We start from the raw sequence: 19956 nt of genomic DNA, 5'->3' as shown, positions 1-19956 counted from the left end.
CGGTCAGTAACATGATAGCTCAATCCCGTCCCTTTGGCCAGCGCTACGCTTTCGTCGTGGTCGGCGTCATCTTCCTCTGCCTGCTGATCGCGGCCGGTCTGCGTTCGGCTCCCTCCGTGATGATGCTGCCGCTGGACAAAAGCTTCGGCTGGGGACGGGATACCGTTTCGATTGCCGCTGCCATCGGCATCTTCCTCTATGGCCTGACCGGGCCGTTCGCCGCCGCATTGATGGAGCGTATCGGTCTGCGCCGCACGCTGCTGGCCTCGCTGGTGGTCATGTCGGGCTCAACCGCGCTCAGCCTGCTGATGACCGAGCCTTGGCACTTGTTCATCACCTGGGGGGTGTTTTCCGGCATCGGCTCCGGTGCTGTTGCTACGGTGCTTGGCGCCACCATCGTCAATCGCTGGTTCAAGACCAATCGCGGTCTTGTCATGGGGCTGATGTCAGCCTCCAGCGCCACCGGCTTGCTGGTGTTCCTGCCGCTGCTCGCCTCGCTCGCCCAGTCGGGCGGCTGGCAGCCGGTTGCCATCGCCGTCTCTGTCGCCACCGCCTGTCTGTTGCCGCTGGTCTGGCTGCTGGTGCCGGAGCGCCCGGCTTCGATCGGCATGGTGCGCTATGGCGCCGAGGCCGATGACGTGCCGCCGGTGTCGCCGGCCTCGCAAGGCAATTTCCTGGCGCATACGCTGAACACGCTGCGCCGCGCCGCGGGAACCAGGGTATTCTGGTATCTGTTCGCCACCTTCTTCGTCTGCGGATTCACGACCAACGGGCTGGTCGGCACCCATCTGATCTCCTTTTGCGGCGACATGGGCATCGGCGAGGTGCAGGCGGCCGGCCTTTTGTCGATGATGGGCATTTTCGACCTGATCGGCACGACGCTGTCGGGCTGGCTCACCGACCGTTTCGACCCGCGCAAGCTGCTCGGTGTCTACTATGGCATTCGCGGCCTGTCGCTGATCTACCTGCCCTATTCCGGCTTCTCGGCGACCAGCCTGATCATCTTTGCCGTGCTCTACGGCCTCGACTGGATCGCCACCGTGCCGCCGACGCTGCGGCTCGCCAACGAAGCCTTCGGCGACCGCAGCGGCCCGATCGTGTTCGGCTGGATCGTCGCCGGTCATCAGGTCGGTGCGGCAGCCGCCGCAGCCTTCGGCGGCACCATGCGGGAATTGCAGGGCAATTATGAACTGGCCTTCCTGATTGCCGGCATGACGGCGATTGTGGCGGCGTGTCTGTCGCTGCTGATCAATACGAGCCGGCCGGCCTTCGACCCGGAGCCGCAGGTGGCTTGAGCGCGACGGTGGAGCGCTGATCTCCCCCCTTGTGGGGGAGATGCCCGGCAGGGCAGAGGGGGGCGCTGTCCCGCCGAGTTATCAGTTCAATCTTCGTGTTTTCCGTTCAATCGAATCGTTAAGCCGGCGCTTGGCCGGCAAGCACCCGAGTGGCTGGCGATCCTTCGCGCCCCCCTCTGGCCTGCCGGCCATCTCCCCCACGAGGGGGGAGATCAGCAGTTCGACTGTTCATTGTTATCAAAACTTCATCTTTCCGAGATGCGGCTGAAACATTGAGGCTGGACGCTGGTGGCGGACGTTCAAGCCATCAGGAGACAGCCATGAACAAGATCTCGATGACCCGCCGCGCTTTCGTCACCTCAGCGAGTGCGGCCGGTCTGCTCGGCGCATCGGGCCTCGCTTTGCCCTATTATTCGCGCGCCAGCCAGCGCCCGGCCTTTACCCATGGCGTCCAGTCCGGCGATGTCGATGCCTCGAGCGGCATGGTGTGGACGCGCACCGATCGACCCTCGCGCGTCATGTTCGAAGTGTCGTCGACCGAGAATTTCGCCAACGCCACCCGGCTGGCGCCGCTCGATACCTCGCCGGCCAGCGACTTTACGGTCAAGCGGCTGCTCACCGACTTGGCTGCCGACCAGGACATCTTCTACCGCATGACGGCCGCCGACCTCGCCGACATCAATGTCGTTTCCGAGCCGATCGTCGGGCGCTTCCGCACTGCACCGGCCTCGAAGCGCGACATCAAGTTTGCCTGGTCGGGCGACACGGCCGGCCAGGGCTGGGGCATCGACGAGACCGGCATGAAGACCTACGCCACCATCGCCAAGCACACGCCTGACTTCTTCCTGCATTCCGGCGACACGATCTATGCCGATGGCGCCATGAAGGATGAGGTCGACCTGCCTGGCGGCGGCAAATGGAAGAACGTCGTCCTCATCGACGGCAAGCGCAAGGTGGCCGAGACGCTGGACGAGTACCGCGACCAGTGGAAGTACAACATGATGGACAAGAACGTTCTCGCCCTGAGCGCCATCTGCCCGAACTTCTACCAGTGGGACGACCACGAAGTGCTGAACAACTGGTCGGATTCGAAGGATTTGAGCGCCGACAGCCGCTACACCGAAAAATCCATCCATGTGCTGGCGGCGCGTGCGGCGCGCGCCTTCCATGAGATGACGACGATCCGCTACGAACCGTCGGAGCCGGGCCGCGTCTATCGTAAGATATCCCATGGGCCGCTGCTCGACGTGTTCTTCCTCGACATGCGCTCCTATCGCGGCCCCAACGGCCCTGACATGCAGGACACCATGACGCCGGAGTCCCGTATGCTCGGCGAACAGCAGACCAAATGGCTGAAGCGCGAACTGACCAACTCCAAGGCGACCTGGAAGATCATCGCCGCCGACATGCCGCTCGGCCTCGTCGTCTGGGACGACGGCACCAAGAAGGTCGGCGCGGAAGCCGTCAGCAATGGCGACAACGGCCTGCCAAAGGGCCGCGAGCTCGAGATCGCCGACCTGTTGCGCTACATCAAGAACGCCGGCATCACCAACACAGTGTGGCTGACGGCCGACGTGCACTACACGGCCGCGCACTACTACAACCCCGACAAGGCGCAGTTCCAGGACTTCAATCCGTTCTGGGAATTCGTCTCCGGCCCGATCCATGCCGGCACGTTCGGCCCCAACGATTTCGACATGACGTTCGGCCCGGAGCTGAAATTCATCAAGGCGCCGAACGCCGAACAGGGCCAGAACCTGCCGCCATCGGCCGGCCTGCAGTTCTTTGGGCTGGTCGACATTTCAGGGGCGACCGAGCAGCTGACGGTGCGGCTGATGGATCGTGATGATAACGAGCTCTACAAGGTGACACTGGATCCGGTGCGGTCGGCGTAGGAGGGCCTTTTTTACCCTCCCCCTTGTGGGGAGGGTCGGCGAGGCGGCTTCGCGGAGCGAAGCTGGCGAGACGGGGTGGGGGTGAAGCGCCGGCGTCTGTGGGAGCACCCCCACCCCGATCCGCTTCGCGGATCGACCCTCCCCACAAGGGGGAGGGTAAAGCGCACCCTCAATCCGGGTAACAAACCGTCGGAATCTTTGGCCAAACCGCGCTGTCGCAGCCGGCAACCTGCTGCCTCTGCTTGAAGTAGGCGCTGACCGGGCCGGTAACCACGGGGTCGACGCCATCAGGGGCGTCGGCAAACATCTGCTCGGCCGTCTGGTCGGACGACGAAGCAGGATTGGCTTCCTTCAGCGCCGCGGCCGACTGGGCGGCATTGGCGGCCAGCACGGCAGCGAATGCGACCGAAGCGATGAGTGGCCAAAATCGGTTGAGTTTGTCGGTCATGAATGTCGAACAGCCCGGACCCCGAAAGGTTCCGCCTTGGTTAACAAAACCATCTCACACCGAGATGCTTAAGATTTGATGAGTATTTGGTGATGCGCCTCCTCTTTCGCAATTGCGAAAAACCCTGTATGAGCCGCGCAACCGAAAGAGGCGGCGCCTTTTGGCCTGCTGCCTGCAACGCTCCCGAGACCACAACATGAAAATTCGTAATATCGCGATCATCGCGCACGTCGACCATGGAAAAACCACCCTCGTCGACCAGTTGCTCCGGCAATCCGGCTCCTTCCGCGACAATCAGCGCGTCGCCGAGCGCGCCATGGATTCCAACGACCTGGAAAAGGAACGCGGCATCACCATCCTGGCCAAGGCGACCTCGGTCGACTGGAAGGATACCCGCATCAATATCGTCGACACCCCCGGCCACGCCGATTTCGGCGGTGAGGTCGAGCGCATCCTGTCGATGGTGGATTCGGCCATCGTGCTGGTCGACGCCGCCGAGGGCCCGATGCCGCAGACCAAATTCGTCGTCGGCAAGGCGCTCAAGGTCGGCCTGAAGCCGATCGTCGTCATCAACAAGATCGACCGTCCGGATGCCCGACACGTCGAGGTAGTCAACGAGGTGTTCGACCTGTTTGCCGCGCTCGACGCCACCGACGAGCAGCTCGACTTCCCGATCCTCTACGGTTCGGGCCGCGATGGCTGGGTCTCCGAAAACCCGGAAGGCCCGAAGGACCAGGGCCTGGCGCCGCTGTTCGATCTCGTTATCAAGCATGTGCCGGCGCCGACCGTTCACCCGGGTCCGTTCCGCATGATCGGCACCATTCTGGAAGCCAATCCCTTCCTTGGCCGCATCATCACCGGCCGCATCGAGAGCGGCACGTTGAAGTCCAACCAGCCGGTCAAGGTGCTGCACCATGACGGCACGCTGGTCGAAACCGGTCGTATTTCCAAGATCCTCGCTTTCCGTGGCCTCGAGCGCCAGCCGATCGAGGAGGCGCAGGCGGGCGACATCGTCGCCATTGCCGGCCTGTCGAAAGGCACCGTTGCCGACACCTTCTGCGACCCGGCGGTGACCGAACCGCTGCATGCGCAGCCGATCGATCCGCCGACCGTGACCATGTCCTTCCTGGTCAATGACTCGCCGCTCGCCGGCACCGAAGGCGATAAGGTGACCAGCCGCGTCATCCGCGACCGCCTGCTGCGCGAAGCCGAAGGCAATGTCGCGCTGAAGATCGAGGAATCGCCCGATAAGGATTCGTTCTTCGTCTCCGGCCGTGGCGAATTGCAGCTGGCCGTGCTGATCGAGACGATGCGCCGCGAAGGCTTTGAGATCGCCGTGTCGCGTCCCCGCGTCGTCATGCAGAACGGCGAGAACGGCGAATTGCTGGAGCCGGTCGAGGAAGTCGTCATCGACGTCGACGAGGAGCATGCCGGCATCGTCGTGCAGAAGATGTCGGAGCGTAAGGCCGAGATGGTCGAACTGCGCCCCTCCGGCGGCAACCGCCAGCGCATCGTCTTCCACGCGCCGACGCGCGGCCTGATCGGCTACCAGTCGGAACTGTTGACCGACACGCGCGGCACCGCCGTGATGAACCGGCTGTTCCATGCCTACCAGCCCTACAAGGGCGAACTGCCGGGCCGCACCAACGGCGTGCTGATCTCCAACGAACAGGGCGAAGCAGTGGCCTACGCCATGTGGAACCTGGAAGACCGCGGCCCGATGGTCATCGACCCGGGCGTCAAGGTCTATCAGGGCATGATCATCGGCATCCATAGCCGTGACAACGACCTCGAAGTGAATGTGCTGAAGGGCAAGAAGCTGACCAACATCCGCGCCGCCGGCAAGGATGAGGCGGTCAAGCTGACGCCGCCGATCCGCATGACTCTTGAGCGCGCGCTGGCCTGGATCCAGGACGACGAGCTGGTAGAGGTGACGCCGAAGACCATCCGCCTGCGCAAGCTCTATCTCGACCCGAACGAGCGCAAGCGCTTCGAGAAGTCGGCGAAAGTGGTCGGCGCGGCTTAATCGTCTGATTTTTCCGGATATGGGACGGGGCGAAGCACCAACATGCTTCGCCCCTTTCGTTTATCCGCTGGCCGCTGAGATGATAGCTTTGCGGTCGGCTTCGCTGGCGAGATCAATCCGCACGGTGGTGCCGTTGCGGGCCGGCTTGCGCAAAGCCTTGGCCCCTTCCGGATCAACCACCAGCAATCGCTTCTCCTCCAGCGCCTGAAGCCTCGACCGTGAGATGCCGAGCTCGCCGGCAAGCAAACGGTCGAGTCGCAGCGATGTCGGCATTTCCAGCGCGAGCCTGAGTTCGAGTGCGCCGGCGCGTTCGCCCTCGTCGCCGAGCCTCTGTTTGTGAATGGCGACGTCGGAAAACTCCTCGACGCGGCCAACCCGGCTTCGCAACGTCACGACATCGAAGGCGTGGCGGCGGGCGAGGGCCGGGTCGTTGCTTTCAAGGGCAGCCAGCAGCGCCGGTTCGATGTCGAGGCGGTTGCAGCGTTCGAAAATGCCGAAATTCCACGAATTGTCGCAGTCGATACAGCGATAGATCAGCCAGACGTCGATGCGCTTGCCATTGGCGTTGACGCGGAATTTGTCGCTGCAGCAATAGGCCTTCACCGTGCCGCAGCGGTTGCAGTTGATGAGAGGTCGAGGTGCCGTGCAGGGCGCGATCGTCCAGCGGATAGCGAGATGTCGAGACAAGCCGAAAAACCTTCCAGTCGGGAAGTTCTTCAGGCCGGCGATGTCGAGATGCCCATACGGGCACGGCGTGGCGAGAGCTAGCTATGGTCGGAAGTCAGGTGTCACGGGCGGAGCCACGCGACAGCGGTTCAGCAGTGCCAAACCGGTCTCGAACCGCCGCCTGAGGAACACGTGAAAATGGAGCAGGCTCCGCTGATGGCGGCGCCCTGCCAGGTGTGATCAGGGGAGTTGGCGAGACCGGTGGTTACTGAGGCAAAGTGAAGCTCGAAATGGATGTCGGGACGGCTCTTCTAGCGACAAGATGCCACGCGGGCAAGGCTCATAGCGGGTGTTCCGCCATGCTCAGGCGAAGGCGATCTGCACCTTCATGGATTGGGTGCGGTCGCCGGCGATCTCGAACGCCGCAACCGCCTCGTCCATCGGATAGATGCCGGTCAGCAGCGGCTTGACGTCGACGCGGCGGTTGTTGATCAGGTCGACGGCCAGCGCGAACTCATCGTGGAAACGGAAGGAGCCGCGCATCTCGATCTCCTTGGCGACGATGAGATTCTGTGGCAGGGACATGTCGCCGCCAAGGCCGAGCTGAACGAGCACACCGCGCGGCTTCAGCACGTCGAACCCCGCCCGCACCGCGCGCTCGTTGCCGGAGCACTCGAACATGACGTCGAAACTGCCCTTTTCGATGTTGTAGGCGGCGAGGCTGGCGCCGTCGGTGGCGACATTGATGGTGCGGTCGGCGCCGATCTCACGGGCCTTGACCAGAACGGCGTCCATGACATCGGTGGCGACGATCTCGCGCGCGCCGTGGACGCGCGCAGCCAGGATGCAGAGCGCGCCGATCGGTCCGCTGCCGGTGACCAGCACCCGCTTGCCGAGCAGCGAGCCGGCGCGGTTCACGGCGTGCAGCGTCACCGCGAAGGGCTCGGCGAAGGCAGCTTCGTTGATGGAGACATGGTCCGCTATTTTGTGGCATTGCCAAGCCTCGGCGACGAGTCGCTGGCGGAAGGCGCCCTGTATATGCGGCATCGGCATGGCGCTGCCGTAAAAGCGCATGTTGAGGCATTGGTTCTGCATGCCTTGCAGGCAGTAGCGGCAAGCATTGCAGGGCCGGGTGGGCGAAATCGCGACGCGGTCGCCGACGGTGAGGCTTGAGACACCAGCGCCAAGCGCTCTCACCGTGCCGGCAACCTCATGTCCCAGGATCATCGGCTCGCGCAGGCGGACCACGCCGAAGCCACCATGATTGTAATAGTGCAGGTCCGAACCGCAAATGCCGCCGGCCTCGACTGAAATCTCGACCTGTCCGGCGCCCAACACGCCCGGATCGGTCTCCTCGATGCGAAGGTCTTTTGCCGCGTGGATGACGATTGATTTCATGGCCGCGATCCTTTCTCAAACCATAGGTGCGGGCAAGGTCCGGCGGCTGAGATTGTCGCGCGCCGCAGGACTTGGGTTCCTCCTCCACTCGCGTGGGGGCGAAGAACCGCGTCTGCTTTGCCAAGCCGCCCGGAGTCGGGCTATTGTCGCTTGACCAATACCGAGATCCTGTCATGCACCTCACCTCGCTTCTGATCTTCGCCGCCGCTTTGTTCGTCGCTGCCGGCTCGCCAGGCCCGTCGATCGCCGCGCTGGTTGCGCGCGTCATTTCAAAGGGCTTTCGCGATGTGTTCCCGTTCCTGTTTGCCATGTGGATCGGCGAGGGCATCTGGCTGTCGCTGGCGGTGTTCGGGCTGGCTATCGTGGCGCAGACTTTCCATTTTGCCTTCGTCGTTGTGAAATGGGTGGGCGTCGCCTATCTCGCTTATCTCGCCTGGAAGATGTGGACCGCGCCCGTCGAGGCGAAAGAAGGCGAGATGCCACGCGAGGATTCGGCGACAAAACTGTTCTTGGCCGGCATGGCGGTGACATTGGGCAATCCCAAAATCATGATGTTCTATCTGGCGCTGCTGCCGACCATCATCGACCTGGCTTCGGTCAGCATCGTCGGCTGGGTCGAGCTGACGGCGACGATGGCGGTGGTTCTGATCGCCATCGATCTCGCCCGGGTGCTCGCGGCCTCGCAGGCGCGCAAGCTCCTGAAAAGCAAGCGCGCCATGAAGATCGCCAATCGCATCAGTGCCACAACGATGGCCGGTGCCGCGGCGGCGATCGCAGCGCGGTCATAGGGCATGATCCGGAACCGAAGGACCGGGTCAGCGAAAAGCGAAACCCGGTTTGCTTTGGTTCCGAAGATCATGCTGGAACAAACGGCACGTCACATCATTTCGATGATCGGCGCGATCTCGACGCTGAAGGCCGGGTCCATCAGGATGGGACAGTCCTTGGCCTTGGCGACGGCATCGTTGATGTCCTTTGCTTCGACGATGGTGTAGCCGGCGGTGGGATTGCTGCCGCCATTGTTCTCGACCTTGCCGCCGGGCAGCACCATCTTCGACATGCCGACCGGATTGCCACCGTCGACGACGGCCGAGCCGAGCTTGCCATACCAGTCCGTCCAGGCATCCGTTGCCGCTTTCCGTTCGGCCTCCTCGGTCGGCATCTTGCCCGAGCCGTGATAGACATAGAGAAACTTCGCCATGTTCTCCTCCCTTGATCGGCAGCGTCGAACCGGCATGCGGCCGCGCCGCCCTGCGATATGCGGCCTTGCCGCAATCGTTGATATGCGGCCACCGCAATCGTTAATCATCGGACCAAAATGGCGGAGACGCAATGAGAATGCGTAATCGCTAGTTTATAGGTGCTGGCGGTCCGTCAGCGCGCCATGGCGTGGTATTCGTCGTTCGGGCGCATGTCGATCGCGGCGGCGACGCGGTTCGACATGTTGAAGAAGGCGGCGGTGGAGGCGATGTCCCAGATGTCGCGGTTGGTGAAGCCGGCGTTGCGTAGGGCCGCCCGGTCCGCCTCGACGATCCTGGCCGGCTCTTCGGTCAGCTTGACGGCGAATTCGAGCATCGCTGTCTGCTTCGGCGACAGATTGGCGGCGCGGAAATTCATCACCATCATCTCGCCGAAAGCCGGGTCGCCGGAAAGCTGGCGCACCGCCGCGCCATGCGCGGTCAGGCAGTAATAGCAATGGTTGATCGAGGAGACGACGACCGCGATCATCTCGCGTTCCACCTTCGACAGGCCCGAATCGCCCAGCATCAGGTCGTTGTAGGTGTCGGTGAAGGCGCGCAGCTTCTTCTCGTCGAAGGCATAGGACAGAAGCACGTTGGGAACGAGGCCGAGCTTCTCCTCGCATTTGGCGAAGTAGGCTTTTGTCGCATCGCTGAGTTCGCCAGGGGCGAGGTCAAGTGCCGTGATCTTTCTGCTCATGCTGGCGGGGGTCTTGCCGGTCATGGGGGCCGTTCTCCTCACTCGTCGCTGATATCAGCCAAAATTCCGAATAATCTTCGCAAGCCGTCAAACCTTTGTCGCCAAACAGCAGTCATCTGCTACCATAATCGCAAAAGCATATGACGGGAGGGAATAGCATCATGGCCAGCCTGAAAACCGCAAGCCAGCCGAAAAAGACGGCTCCGGCCAAGAGAAGCGCGGCAAGGACGAGCGAAAGACAAGGCGGACTCGCCGACTATCTTCTGGCGCGCGCGCCGGCCGAAGACGTCGCCGCCTACGATGCTGCCGACCTTCAGCGCGCCGCCGATCTGGCCGGGCGCGCCGTCGCCAGGCATAAGAAGGGCGATTGCGTCGTCGCCATCGACGTCGACTCCGGCGTCGTGCGCCAGGGCCGGCCGCTGACGGTGATCACCGTCGTCAATGACAACATGCCGTTCCTATTCGATTCCATCCTCGGCGAGATTACCGAGAGTGCCGGCGAGCCGCTGCTGGTCACGCATCCGGTCATCGTCGTCAAGCATGGCAAAAGCGGCGTCGAGGAAATCCTCGGCGATGGCGGCTTCGCCAAGGGTGATCGCAGCCTTGACCGGCTGAGCGTGATTCATGTGCATATCGGCCGCCTTCCGGTCGACCAGGCCGAGGCTTTGGCCGGGCGGTTGAGGAAACTGCTGGGCCAGGTGCGCGCTGCCGTCACCGACTGGAAACCAATGCTGGCCCGCCTTGACCAGGCAATCCACGAATTCCGCTATGCGCCGGTGCCGCTCGACAAGGCCAGTGTAACCGAGGCCATCGCCTTCCTCGAATGGCTGCGCGACGACAATTTCACCTTCCTCGGCATGCGCGAGTTCAAATATACCGGTGGCGAAAAGAGCGGCACGCTGGAGCGCGCCGACAAGCCCGGCCTCGGCATCCTGTCCGATCCGGACGTGTTGGTGCTCAGGCGCGGCACCGAAGCGGTGACGACGACGCCGGAAATCCGCGCCTTCCTGCACGGGCCGGAACCGCTGATCGTCACGAAAGCCAACGCCAAGTCAGCCGTGCATCGCCGCATCTATCTCGATTACATCGGCGTCAAGACCTACACCGACAAGGGCACGCTTGCCGGCGAATTGCGCATCGTTGGCCTGTTCACCTCGACCGCCTACACGCGCTCGGTGATGAAGATTCCCTATCTCCGGTCGAAGGCCGAGACCATCATCGCCAAGTCCGGCTTCAATCCAGGCGATCATTCCGGGAAGGCGCTGATCAATGTGCTGGAGAGCTATCCGCGCGACGAGCTGTTCCAGGTCCCGGTGCCGATACTGCGGAAGCATGCCGAAGCCATATTGGGACTGGTGGAGAGGCCGCGGGTCAGGGCGCTGGTGCGCGCCGACCAGTTCGACCGCTTCGTCTCGATCCTGGTCTTCGTGCCGCGCGACCGCTACGACAGCGTCGTGCGCGAGAAGATCGGGGCGTACCTGAAGACGGCATTCGAAGGCCGCCTGTCGGCCTATTATCCAGCCTTCCCGGAAGGTGGCCTGGCGCGGGTGCATTTCATTATCGGCCGCTCCGGCGGCAAGACACCGAAGATCGAGCAAGCCACCATCGAGGCGGCGATCCGCGACATCGTGCGCACCTGGGACGACGCGCTGCGCGAAACCGCGGCCGAGACCGGCGCCGACGCGGCGATGACCGCGATCGCCTCACGCTTTTCGGAAAGCTATCGCGACAGCTTCCCGCCGGCGGTGGCGCTGGCGGACGCTGGGCGCATCGCCAAGATCAGCCCGGCCAATCCGATCGCCATCGACTACTACCGCCATGGCGACCAGAAGCCGCAGCAGGCGTCGCTGAAGATCTTTCACCACGGCCACCCGGTGGCGCTGTCCAGGCGTGTGCCGGTGCTGGAAAACATCGGCTTCCGCGTCATCAGCGAGCGCACCTTCGAGGTCGGTGACGATCCATCCAGCATGGTCTTCATCCACGACATGGAGCTCGAGAACAGCTACGGCAAGGCGATCGACCTCGGCGACGGCGGCGCGCTGTTCGAGGACGCCTTCCTGTCGGTCTGGCGCGGCGACGTCGACAATGACGGCTATAATGGCCTTGCCCAGACCGCCGGCCTGTGGTCGGACGAGGTCACCATCCTGCGCGCCTATGGCCGCTATCTGCAGCAGGCCGGCATTCCGCAGAGCCAGGATTTCATTGCCGCCGCACTCAACCGCTACCCCGACATTGCGCGCGGCCTGCATGCGCTGTTCGTCGCCCGCCTCGGGCCGACGGCCGGGACGGAAGGCGTGGTTGCCGCTAAGCATCTCAAGGCCAAGATCAAGGATGCCTTGGAAGAGGTGCCCAATATCGATGACGACACCATCATCCGCCGCTACCTCAATCTGATCGAATCTTCGCTGCGCACAAACCATTTCGTTGCCGAAACGAAGGCGCGGGGCCAGTCGCTGGCGATCAAGCTCGATTCGCAGGCGGTCGAAGGCCTGCCGGCGCCGCGGCCGTGGCGCGAGATCTTCGTCTACGGTTCCGAGGTCGAGGGCGTGCACCTGCGCTTCGGTCCGGTGGCGCGCGGCGGCCTGCGCTGGTCGGACCGCGCCCAGGACTACCGCACCGAAGTGCTCGGCCTGGTCAAGGCGCAGCAGGTCAAGAACGCCGTTATCGTGCCGGTCGGCGCCAAGGGCGGCTTCTTCCCCAAGCGCCTGCCCACGGGCGGCAGCCGCGACGCCATCTTCGAGGCCGGCACCTCGGCCTACAAGAACTTCGTCTCCAGCCTGCTGTCGATCACCGACAATATCGGCCTGGATGGAGTGATCCCGCCTGCCGGCGTTGTCAGGCGCGACCCCGACGATCCCTATTTCGTCGTTGCCGCAGACAAGGGCACGGCGACCTTCTCCGACACTGCCAACGCTATCTCGGAGAAACACGGCTTCTGGCTCGACGACGCCTTCGCCAGCGGCGGCTCGGCCGGCTATGACCACAAGAAGATGGGCATCACCGCCAAGGGCGCCTGGGAAGCGGTGAAGCGGCATTTCCGCGAGATGAACCGCGACATCCAGACCTCGCCCTTCACCGTCGTCGGCGTCGGCGACATGTCGGGCGACGTGTTCGGCAACGGCATGCTGTTGTCGCCGCAGACCAGGCTGATCGCCGCCTTCGACCATCGCGACATCTTCATCGATCCCGATCCGGACAGGGTGGCGTCGATGGCCGAGCGCGAGCGCATGTTCGCGCTGCCGCGCTCGTCCTGGCAGGACTACGACAAGACCAAACTGTCGGAAGGCGGCGTTATCGTCTCGCGCAGCCAGAAGTCGATCACGCTACCCGCGGCAGCCGCCGCCGCGATCGGCCTCACCAAGACCACCGCGACCCCGGTCGAGATCATGATCGCCATCCTCAAGGCGAATGTCGACCTTCTGTGGTTCGGCGGCATTGGCACTTACTTGCGGGCATCGGGCGAAACCAATGCCGAAGTCGGTGACCGCGCCAATGACGCCATCCGCATCACCGCGCTCGACGTCCGGGCGAAAGTGATCGGCGAGGGCGCCAATCTCGGCGTCACGCAGCGCGCCCGCATCGAGTTCGGTATGAATGGCGGCCGCTGCAATTCCGACGCCATCGACAATTCGGGTGGCGTCAACTGCTCCGACGTCGAGGTCAACATCAAGATCGCGCTGGCCTCCGCCATGCGCAAGGGACTGCTGACCCGGCCTGCGCGCAACAAATTGCTGGCTGAAATGACCGACGAGGTCAGCGGGCTGGTTCTGTCCAACAATTACGAACAGACGCTGGCGCTTTCGATCGCGCGCAAGCGTGGCCTCGCCGACATCGCGCATCAGAGCCGCTTCATGACGGCGCTGGAGGCGCGCGGCCTGCTCGACCGTGCGGTCGAGACGCTGCCGTCGCCGGCAGCCCTTGCGGATCGCGAGGCGCGCGGCGAGCCGCTGACCCGGGCCGAGCTCGGCGTGCTGCTTGCCTATGCCAAGATCGTGCTGTTTTCCGACATCGTCGCCAGCGACGTGCCGGACGATGCGCATTTCGACCGCGACCTGATGGGCTATTTCCCCGATCGGATGGCGAAGAAATACGCCACAGAAATCCATGGCCACCGGCTGCGCCGCGAGATCATCGCCCGCGTCGTCGCCAATGATCTCGTCAACCGCGGCGGCCCGTCCTTCGTCAACCGGCTGCAGGAAGCCACAGGGCGCAGCGCCGCCGATGTGGTGCGCACCTTCGCCGTGGTGCGCGATGGCTTTGGACTGCCGGGGCTCTACCGCGAGATCGACGCGCTCGACAGCCAGATCGATGGCCAGGCACAGCTCGACCTCTACCAGTCCCTCAGCCGGCTTATCTTTGTGACCAGCGGCTGGTATCTGAAGAACGACGCGGGCACGGCAGCGCTCGGCCAGCGCATCGCCGAATTGCAGGAGGCGCGCAAGGCGCTGGAGCCGAAGCTCATCTCGCTGCTGCCGGGCTTCTCGCGCGAGCGGGTCGAGGAACGGCGGCATGGCCTGTTCAAGGCCGGCGCTCCGGAAAAGCTCGCCGGGCAACTGGCTATGGCCGATCTGGCGGCACTGATCCCCGATATCGCGCTGACCGCGCGCACGGCCAATTCCGACATCGTCGCGGCGGCCAAGGCGTTCTTTGCTGTCAGCGATGCTTTCCGCATTCCCCGCGTCGAAGAGGCGGCGCGTTCGATCACGCCGTCGGATTATTACGACCAGCTGGCGCTGTCGCGTGCCACAGACACGATCGGCGCGGCGCGACGCGGCATCGCGGTCGCCGCTCTCACCGGCCATGCCGGCACGGCGGACCCGGTGGCGGCCTGGCTGGAGGCCGGCGGCGAGCGGGTGGCCCGCATCCGCGAGCGGCTGCAGGCTCTGACCGAAGGCGGCGACATCACCGTGTCGCGGCTGTCGGTGGCGTCGGGGCTGATGAGCGATTTGACGGGGATGTGAGGCTTACCCTCCCTCTTGTGGGGGTGAGCAGCCGGTTCGCGAAGCGAATTTATCGTGCCAGTGGCACGATGAAAGGCCGGCGAACGCCGGGACTCGCGTAGCAGCGGGGACCCGGCGGGGCGATCGGTCGCACCCGGCCCTTCGCTGGCTCAGGGCGTTCGAAGCTCGAAAAGCCAAGCAATTGGCTTTTCGTCCGCCAACGCGGACCGCTTCTCACCCCCACAAGGGGAGGTCGGGGCGCGGCGCTTGTTAATTGCATGAGCACCGGAAACATGCAGACATGGCGCCCGATACGGGCGGAGCAGGGATCTTCAGCATGGCGGCGGTAGAAACAGTGCAGCGGGCATCGGGACGCGGCATCTGGGGATGGATGCTGTTCGACTGGGCGGCGCAGCCTTTCTTCACCGTCGTCACCACCTTTATCTTCGGCCCTTACTTCGTCTCGCGCATGGCCAGCGATCCCGAAAGCGGACAGGCCGCCTGGGGTTATGGCATCGCCGCTGCGGGCCTGGTCATCGCCGTTTTGTCGCCGATCCTCGGTTCGATTGCCGACCAGACCGGCCCTCGCAAGCCATGGATCGCCTTCTTCGCCTCGATCAAGATCATCAGTCTTTGCCTGCTGTGGTTCGCCGCTCCCGGTTCGAACCTTTTCCTGGTGGTGCTGTTCTTCTCTCTCGCATCAGTGGCGGCGGAGTTTTCGACCGTGTTCAACGATTCGATGATGCCGCGCCTGGTGCCGAAGAGCGAGATCGGCCACATTTCGAATATGGCCTGGGGCCTCGGCTATCTCGGCGGCATGATCGCGCTGATCTTTGTCGTCACCTGCCTGGCGGGTTCGACGGAGACCGGCAAGACGATCATCGGCATCGACCCGCTGTTCGGGCTCGACCCGAAATTAGGCGAGGACGCGCGCGCCACCGGGCCACTGTCGGCCGGCTGGTATTTCCTGTTCATCCTGCCGATGTTTTTCTTCACGCCGGACGCCATCAAAGGCATTCCGATCGTGCCGGCGGTACGCGAAGGCCTGTCGGAGCTGACGTCGACACTGACCGAAGTGCGCCAGCGCAGTGGCATCCTTCGCTTCCTTGTCGCTCGCATGATTTATCAGGACGGCGTCAACGCGCTGCTCGCCTTGGGCGGCACATTTGCGGCGGCGATGTTCCACTGGTCGATCACCGAGATCGGCATGTTCGGCATCATCCTCAATGTCGTCGCTATCGTCGGTTGCCTGGTTGCCGCGCGTCTCGACACCGCGCTCGGCTCCAAGACGATCGTGATGATTTCGCTCGTCATGCTCAGCCTCGCCACCATCGGCATCGTTTCGACCGGGCCTGGTTACACGCTGTTCGGCGCCTGGATGATGCCGGGAGCCGATAGCGGCGGCCTGTTCGGCACGGCGGCGGAAAAGGCCTACATCTTCTACGGCTTGTTGATCGGGCTGGCCTTCGGGCCGGTCCAGGCATCGTCGCGCTCCTATATGGCGCGCAGCGTGACCGCTGCCGAGTCCGGCCGCTATTTCGGCATCTATGCGCTGGCCGGACGTGCGACGAGTTTCCTGGCGCCGTTCATGGTGGCGTCGATCACGCTCGCCAGCGGCTCGGCGCGGCTCGGTATGGCTGCGATCGTGCTGTTCTTGGGCGTCGGCATCGCTATATTGATCTGGACGCCGTATCCGGCGGATCAGCCGGTGGGGTGAGCTTTACCCTCCCCATCGAGGGGAGGGTAAAGGCAGCGCTAATGCCTAAAGTGCCTGACCCCGGTAAACACCATCGCGATGCCGTGCTCATCGGCGGCGGCGATGACGTCTTCGTCGCGCATCGAGCCGCCGGGCTGGATGACGGCGGTGGCCCCGGCTTCGATGGCTGAGATCAGCCCATCGGCGAAGGGGAAGAAGGCATCGGAGGCAACCACCGAGCCTTTGGTCAGCGGCTCCGCCAGGCCAGCCGCTTCCGCCGCGTCGAGCGCCTTGCGGGCGGCGATACGCGAGGAATCGACACGGCTCATCTGGCCGGCGCCGATGCCGACGGTGGCGCCGTCCTTGGCGTAGACGATGGCGTTCGACTTGACGTGCTTGGCGATGCGGAAGGCGAATTTGAGATCGGCCATCTCAGCCGCTGTCGGCGCGCGCCTGGTCACCACCTTGAGTTCGAGATCGTCGACCACCGCATTGTCGCGGCTCTGGACGAGCATACCGCCGGCGACGGACTTCACCGTGGTGCCGGCAGCGCGCGGATCGGGCAGGCCGCCGGTGACCAGCAGGCGCAAATTCTTCTTGGCGGCAACGATGCGGATGGCGTCTTCCGAAGCGTTCGGCGCAATGATCACTTCTGTGAAGGTTTTGACGATCTCCTCCGCCGCCTCGGCATCGAGGATGCGGTTCATCGCGACGATGCCGCCAAAGGCCGAGACCGGATCGCAAGCCAGCGCCCTTGCATAGGCCGCGGTCAGAGAAGCGCCTTCGGCGACGCCGCACGGGTTGGCGTGCTTGATGATCGCAACCGCGGCGCAGCGGTTGGGATCGAACTCGCCGACCAGTTCGAAGGCGGCGTCGGTGTCGTTGATGTTGTTGTAGGACAGCTGCTTGCCCTGCAACTGGCGGGCTGTGGCGACGCCCGGCCGCTTGTCGCCATTGACGTAGAAGCCGGCGCCCTGATGCGGGTTCTCGCCATAGCGCATGACGCTCTCCAGCCGGCCGCCGAAAGCGCGCCAGGTCGGGTGCTCGATCTCCAGCGTCTCGGCGAACCAGCTGGAGATCGCTGCGTCGTAGCTGGCGGTGCGGGCAAAGGCCTTGGCCGCCAGCTTCTTGCGGAAGTCCAGCGACAGCGAGCCGATGTTCATCTCCAGCGCGTTCAGCACCGAGGCGTAGTCGCCGGGATCGGTGACGATGGCGACATAGGCGTGGTTCTTGGCCGAGGCGCGGATCATCGCCGGGCCGCCAATGTCGATGTTCTCGACGATCGCTGCATAGTCGGCGCCGGACCGGCGGACCTCTTCGAACGGGTAGAGATTGGAGACGAGGAGATCGATCGGCTCGATGCCGTGATCGTGCATGGCCTTGGCATGTTCGGGGTCGTCGCGCACGCCGAGCAGCGCGCCATGCACCGACGGATGCAGCGTCTTGACGCGGCCGTCCATGATCTCGGGAAAGCCGGTCAGCTCGGAAACGTCGCGCACGGCCAGCCCCGCATCGGCGATCGATTTTGCCGTGCCACCGGTCGAGACCAGCTCGACGCCGGCCGCGGCCAGGCCTTTGGCGAAGTCGATCAGGCCGGTCTTGTCGAAAACGGAAAGCAAGGCGCGGCGGACCGGAACGAGGTCAGGTGCCGGAATGTTCTTGGCGGCGACGGCCATGGGCTGGCGGCCTTTCAGGGCTGATTGGAGAGCGTTGCCGGGCCGTAGCACATAAGGTCAGGAAATCAAGCCGGAAGCTCGATCAAGCCGGTGCCGGCGACGACGCTCAGTTGTTCTCGGGGTAGCCGGCGATGCCGGTCCGCGTCAGCTGCCAATGCACCTCGGCAATCTCCGAGGCCTTGAAGGCAAGCACGATCTGGCGGCTGCGGCGCGGACCGCCGAGGCCGGCGAAATAGATCGATTCCTCCACCTCCGGCGCCACCTCGGTGCAGGTGAACACCCAGGTGTCGGCCTCGTCGGCGGTCAGCACCAGGCGGTCATGCTCGTCTTGCAGCAGGTTGATGTCGGGATGAATGTGGAAGCGGACCACGACGAAGTCGCGGCCATTGTTGCGGATCGCCGCACCGCCGGGGCGCAGGAAGCGGTCCCGTCCGGCAAGCACATTGCCCTCGCTCGACAGTTTCAGTTCACGCTCATGCTGGAAACCAAAGCGCTGGACGTAACCGTCATGGCGGGCGATGAAGCCTTGCGCGCCCTTCTGGTCGATGCGCTTGCACGGCACATGCTGCGGGCCACCGAGCAATGGCGTGCCGAGCAGGTCGTTGACGCGCAGCGAATGGGAAAAGCGCGCCGACGAGGTGTCGTTGATGGTGGCGGTCGAATGCGCCGCGGTGGCGCGGGCCAGCGGCCGGAATTCGGCGGCGCCATAGGTGTCGATACCGGCATTGACGACATAGTGCTGGCGGCCCGAGGACAGTTCGAAGGCCAGGCAGCCGGCATGCGCAGCGTTGGAGACGTCGATGGGCGGCGACGCGCCGGTATCGGCAATGACGGTTACGCCGCCCATAGACAGCCGCTCATAGCCGGAATGCGGTGCATGCAGCAGCGGCGCGCCGGCGGTGTCGTCGTGGCGCAATATGGTGGCGATGCGGTCGTGGATGGTTGCGCCCATGCCGTTGAAGCGGGCGAGGCTGCCGTCCTGGTGACGGAAGAAGCGTAGCGCCGGCAGCATGCGGTCGATGGCGCCCATAAGTGCTGCCGGTGGCGTCTCGGCCTGGTTGGCATAGGTCTGGCGCAGCGGCAGAAGGTCGGCAAGCAGTTCCAGCACCGCCATCGGGTTGCGCGAAATATGGCCGCCGTCGGGAAGGATCTGGCGGTCGAGTTCTTCCGCCAGATTGCGGGTGGCGCCACGCAATGCCGAGGCCGGCGCCGGCAGCGACAGCGCGGCGAAGGCAAGCGCGATGCGGGCGCGCAGCCTGTCCTTGCCATCCGGCATTTCGCGCGCCATCGAGCGCAGATAGCGGATCTGCACGGCGAGCGATTTCAGAAAGGCGCGATAGAACGGAAATTCGGCGCCTTGTAGGACAACCGAGGAATGTTGCAGCCAGGCGATGACGCGCTTGGCGGTGGTGCCGGGCTCCCAGGCGATGCCGGATATCTGGTTGCCGTGCATGGCGATCCAGTCGGAAACCAGCGCGCGGGCGTTGGCTGCGGCCAGCTCGGTGCCGGCGGCGCGCATGTGGCGCAGCCAGCGGAAACCGTGCAGCGTTTTCACCCAACCACGATTGGCAACGTCGATCTGGAACGGCGATTTGCCGCCGGTCTCGACCAGATGGCCCGACAGCGGGTAGCGGCCATAATAGATTTCGAGCGCGATCTGCGGGTCGGCGAGCCTGAGATCCGGCGGCGCAATCAGGACGCGCTCCGGCGTGCGTCCGGAATAGCGCCAGCGATAGACTGGCCCTGCCCGCAGGCGCCGGCGCGTCTTGCGCCAAAACTCCTTAGCGACAAGCGTCCACAGACGTGTCGTACTGCCGGCAGCCAGTGCCAAAACCCCTCCTCGTCGTCCACTTCCCAAGCACAAGCTTATATGATTCAAGAACTTATGCGAAGTCGAATTCGGCCGACGTGAAGGGCTTCACGCTGCCGGCGGCCGGTCAACTTCGAAAAAAGTCGAGCGATTTCCGGGGGTAAGCCC

The 19956-nt window shown here is 64.1% G+C and carries 13 protein-coding genes; 6 read left to right on the top strand and 7 right to left on the bottom strand.

The features are described 5' to 3' along the window. Positions 1–11: 11 nt before the first annotated feature. Both ACYHH6_RS02805 and ACYHH6_RS02800 read left to right on the top strand, forming a co-directional pair. A complete protein-coding gene (locus ACYHH6_RS02805; protein WP_352586563.1) occupies positions 12–1295 on the top strand; it encodes an MFS transporter in 1284 nt (427 codons plus the stop codon). Positions 1296–1615: 320 nt separating this feature from the next. Continuing rightward, positions 1616–3190, top strand: coding sequence for an alkaline phosphatase D family protein (locus tag ACYHH6_RS02800; RefSeq protein WP_352586564.1), 1575 nt, complete (start codon positions 1616–1618; stop codon positions 3188–3190). 169 nt (positions 3191–3359) lie between these two features. Here ACYHH6_RS02800 and ACYHH6_RS02795 read toward each other — a convergent pair whose 3' ends face one another. Beyond that, entirely contained in the window at positions 3360–3638 is a 279-nt protein-coding gene (locus ACYHH6_RS02795) for a hypothetical protein (RefSeq protein ID WP_352586565.1), read from the bottom strand. 196 nt (positions 3639–3834) lie between these two features. Here ACYHH6_RS02795 and typA point away from each other — a divergent pair, with 196 nt between their 5' ends. Next, on the top strand, positions 3835–5664 hold the full coding sequence (typA, locus tag ACYHH6_RS02790; RefSeq protein ID WP_112561307.1) for a translational GTPase TypA: 1830 nt from the start codon (positions 3835–3837) through the stop codon (positions 5662–5664). A 60-nt stretch (positions 5665–5724) separates the two neighbouring features. On the opposite strand, the gene ACYHH6_RS02785 is transcribed toward typA, so the two are convergent. Continuing rightward, positions 5725–6351 carry a DUF1062 domain-containing protein gene (locus ACYHH6_RS02785; protein WP_352586566.1) on the bottom strand — a complete coding sequence of 209 codons (627 nt, stop codon included), beginning with the start codon at positions 6349–6351 and terminating at the stop codon, positions 5725–5727. A 342-nt stretch (positions 6352–6693) separates the two neighbouring features. Continuing rightward, complete coding sequence (locus ACYHH6_RS02780; RefSeq protein ID WP_352586567.1) at positions 6694–7728, bottom strand: L-idonate 5-dehydrogenase; 1035 nt, start codon at positions 7726–7728, stop codon at positions 6694–6696. A gap of 173 nt (positions 7729–7901) precedes the next feature. On the opposite strand from ACYHH6_RS02780, the gene ACYHH6_RS02775 reads away from it, so the two are divergent. Continuing rightward, the gene (locus ACYHH6_RS02775; protein WP_352586568.1) at positions 7902–8516 is read left to right on the top strand and encodes a LysE family translocator; all 615 of its coding nucleotides are present in this window, start codon (positions 7902–7904) and stop codon (positions 8514–8516) included. Between the two features lie 89 nt (positions 8517–8605). Here the strand turns inward: ACYHH6_RS02775 and ACYHH6_RS02770 are convergent, their stop codons facing one another. Then, the gene (locus tag ACYHH6_RS02770; protein WP_352586569.1) at positions 8606–8929 is read right to left on the bottom strand and encodes a YciI family protein; all 324 of its coding nucleotides are present in this window, start codon (positions 8927–8929) and stop codon (positions 8606–8608) included. Between the two features lie 173 nt (positions 8930–9102). After that, positions 9103–9666, bottom strand: a complete 564-nt coding sequence (locus ACYHH6_RS02765) for a peroxidase-related enzyme (RefSeq protein ID WP_352586636.1) — start codon at positions 9664–9666, stop codon at positions 9103–9105. A gap of 161 nt (positions 9667–9827) precedes the next feature. Between ACYHH6_RS02765 and ACYHH6_RS02760 the strand changes: the two genes are divergently transcribed. Both ACYHH6_RS02760 and ACYHH6_RS02755 read left to right on the top strand, forming a co-directional pair. Further along, positions 9828–14627, top strand: a complete 4800-nt coding sequence (locus ACYHH6_RS02760; protein ID WP_352586570.1) for an NAD-glutamate dehydrogenase — start codon at positions 9828–9830, stop codon at positions 14625–14627. Positions 14628–14943: 316 nt separating this feature from the next. Further along, positions 14944–16323, top strand: coding sequence for an MFS transporter (locus ACYHH6_RS02755; protein WP_352586571.1), 1380 nt, complete (start codon positions 14944–14946; stop codon positions 16321–16323). 38 nt (positions 16324–16361) lie between these two features. Here ACYHH6_RS02755 and purH read toward each other — a convergent pair whose 3' ends face one another. After that, the gene (gene purH, locus ACYHH6_RS02750; protein WP_352586572.1) at positions 16362–17978 is read right to left on the bottom strand and encodes a bifunctional phosphoribosylaminoimidazolecarboxamide formyltransferase/IMP cyclohydrolase; all 1617 of its coding nucleotides are present in this window, start codon (positions 17976–17978) and stop codon (positions 16362–16364) included. 106 nt (positions 17979–18084) lie between these two features. After that, on the bottom strand, positions 18085–19809 hold the full coding sequence (locus ACYHH6_RS02745) for a heparinase II/III family protein (protein ID WP_352586573.1): 1725 nt from the start codon (positions 19807–19809) through the stop codon (positions 18085–18087). Between the last annotated feature and the right edge of the window lie 147 nt (positions 19810–19956).

Source organism: Mesorhizobium sp. P171375 (assembly GCF_057786075.1).
Note: the sequence above shows the minus strand (reverse complement) of the source record. Positions and strands in the feature narration are given on the sequence as shown.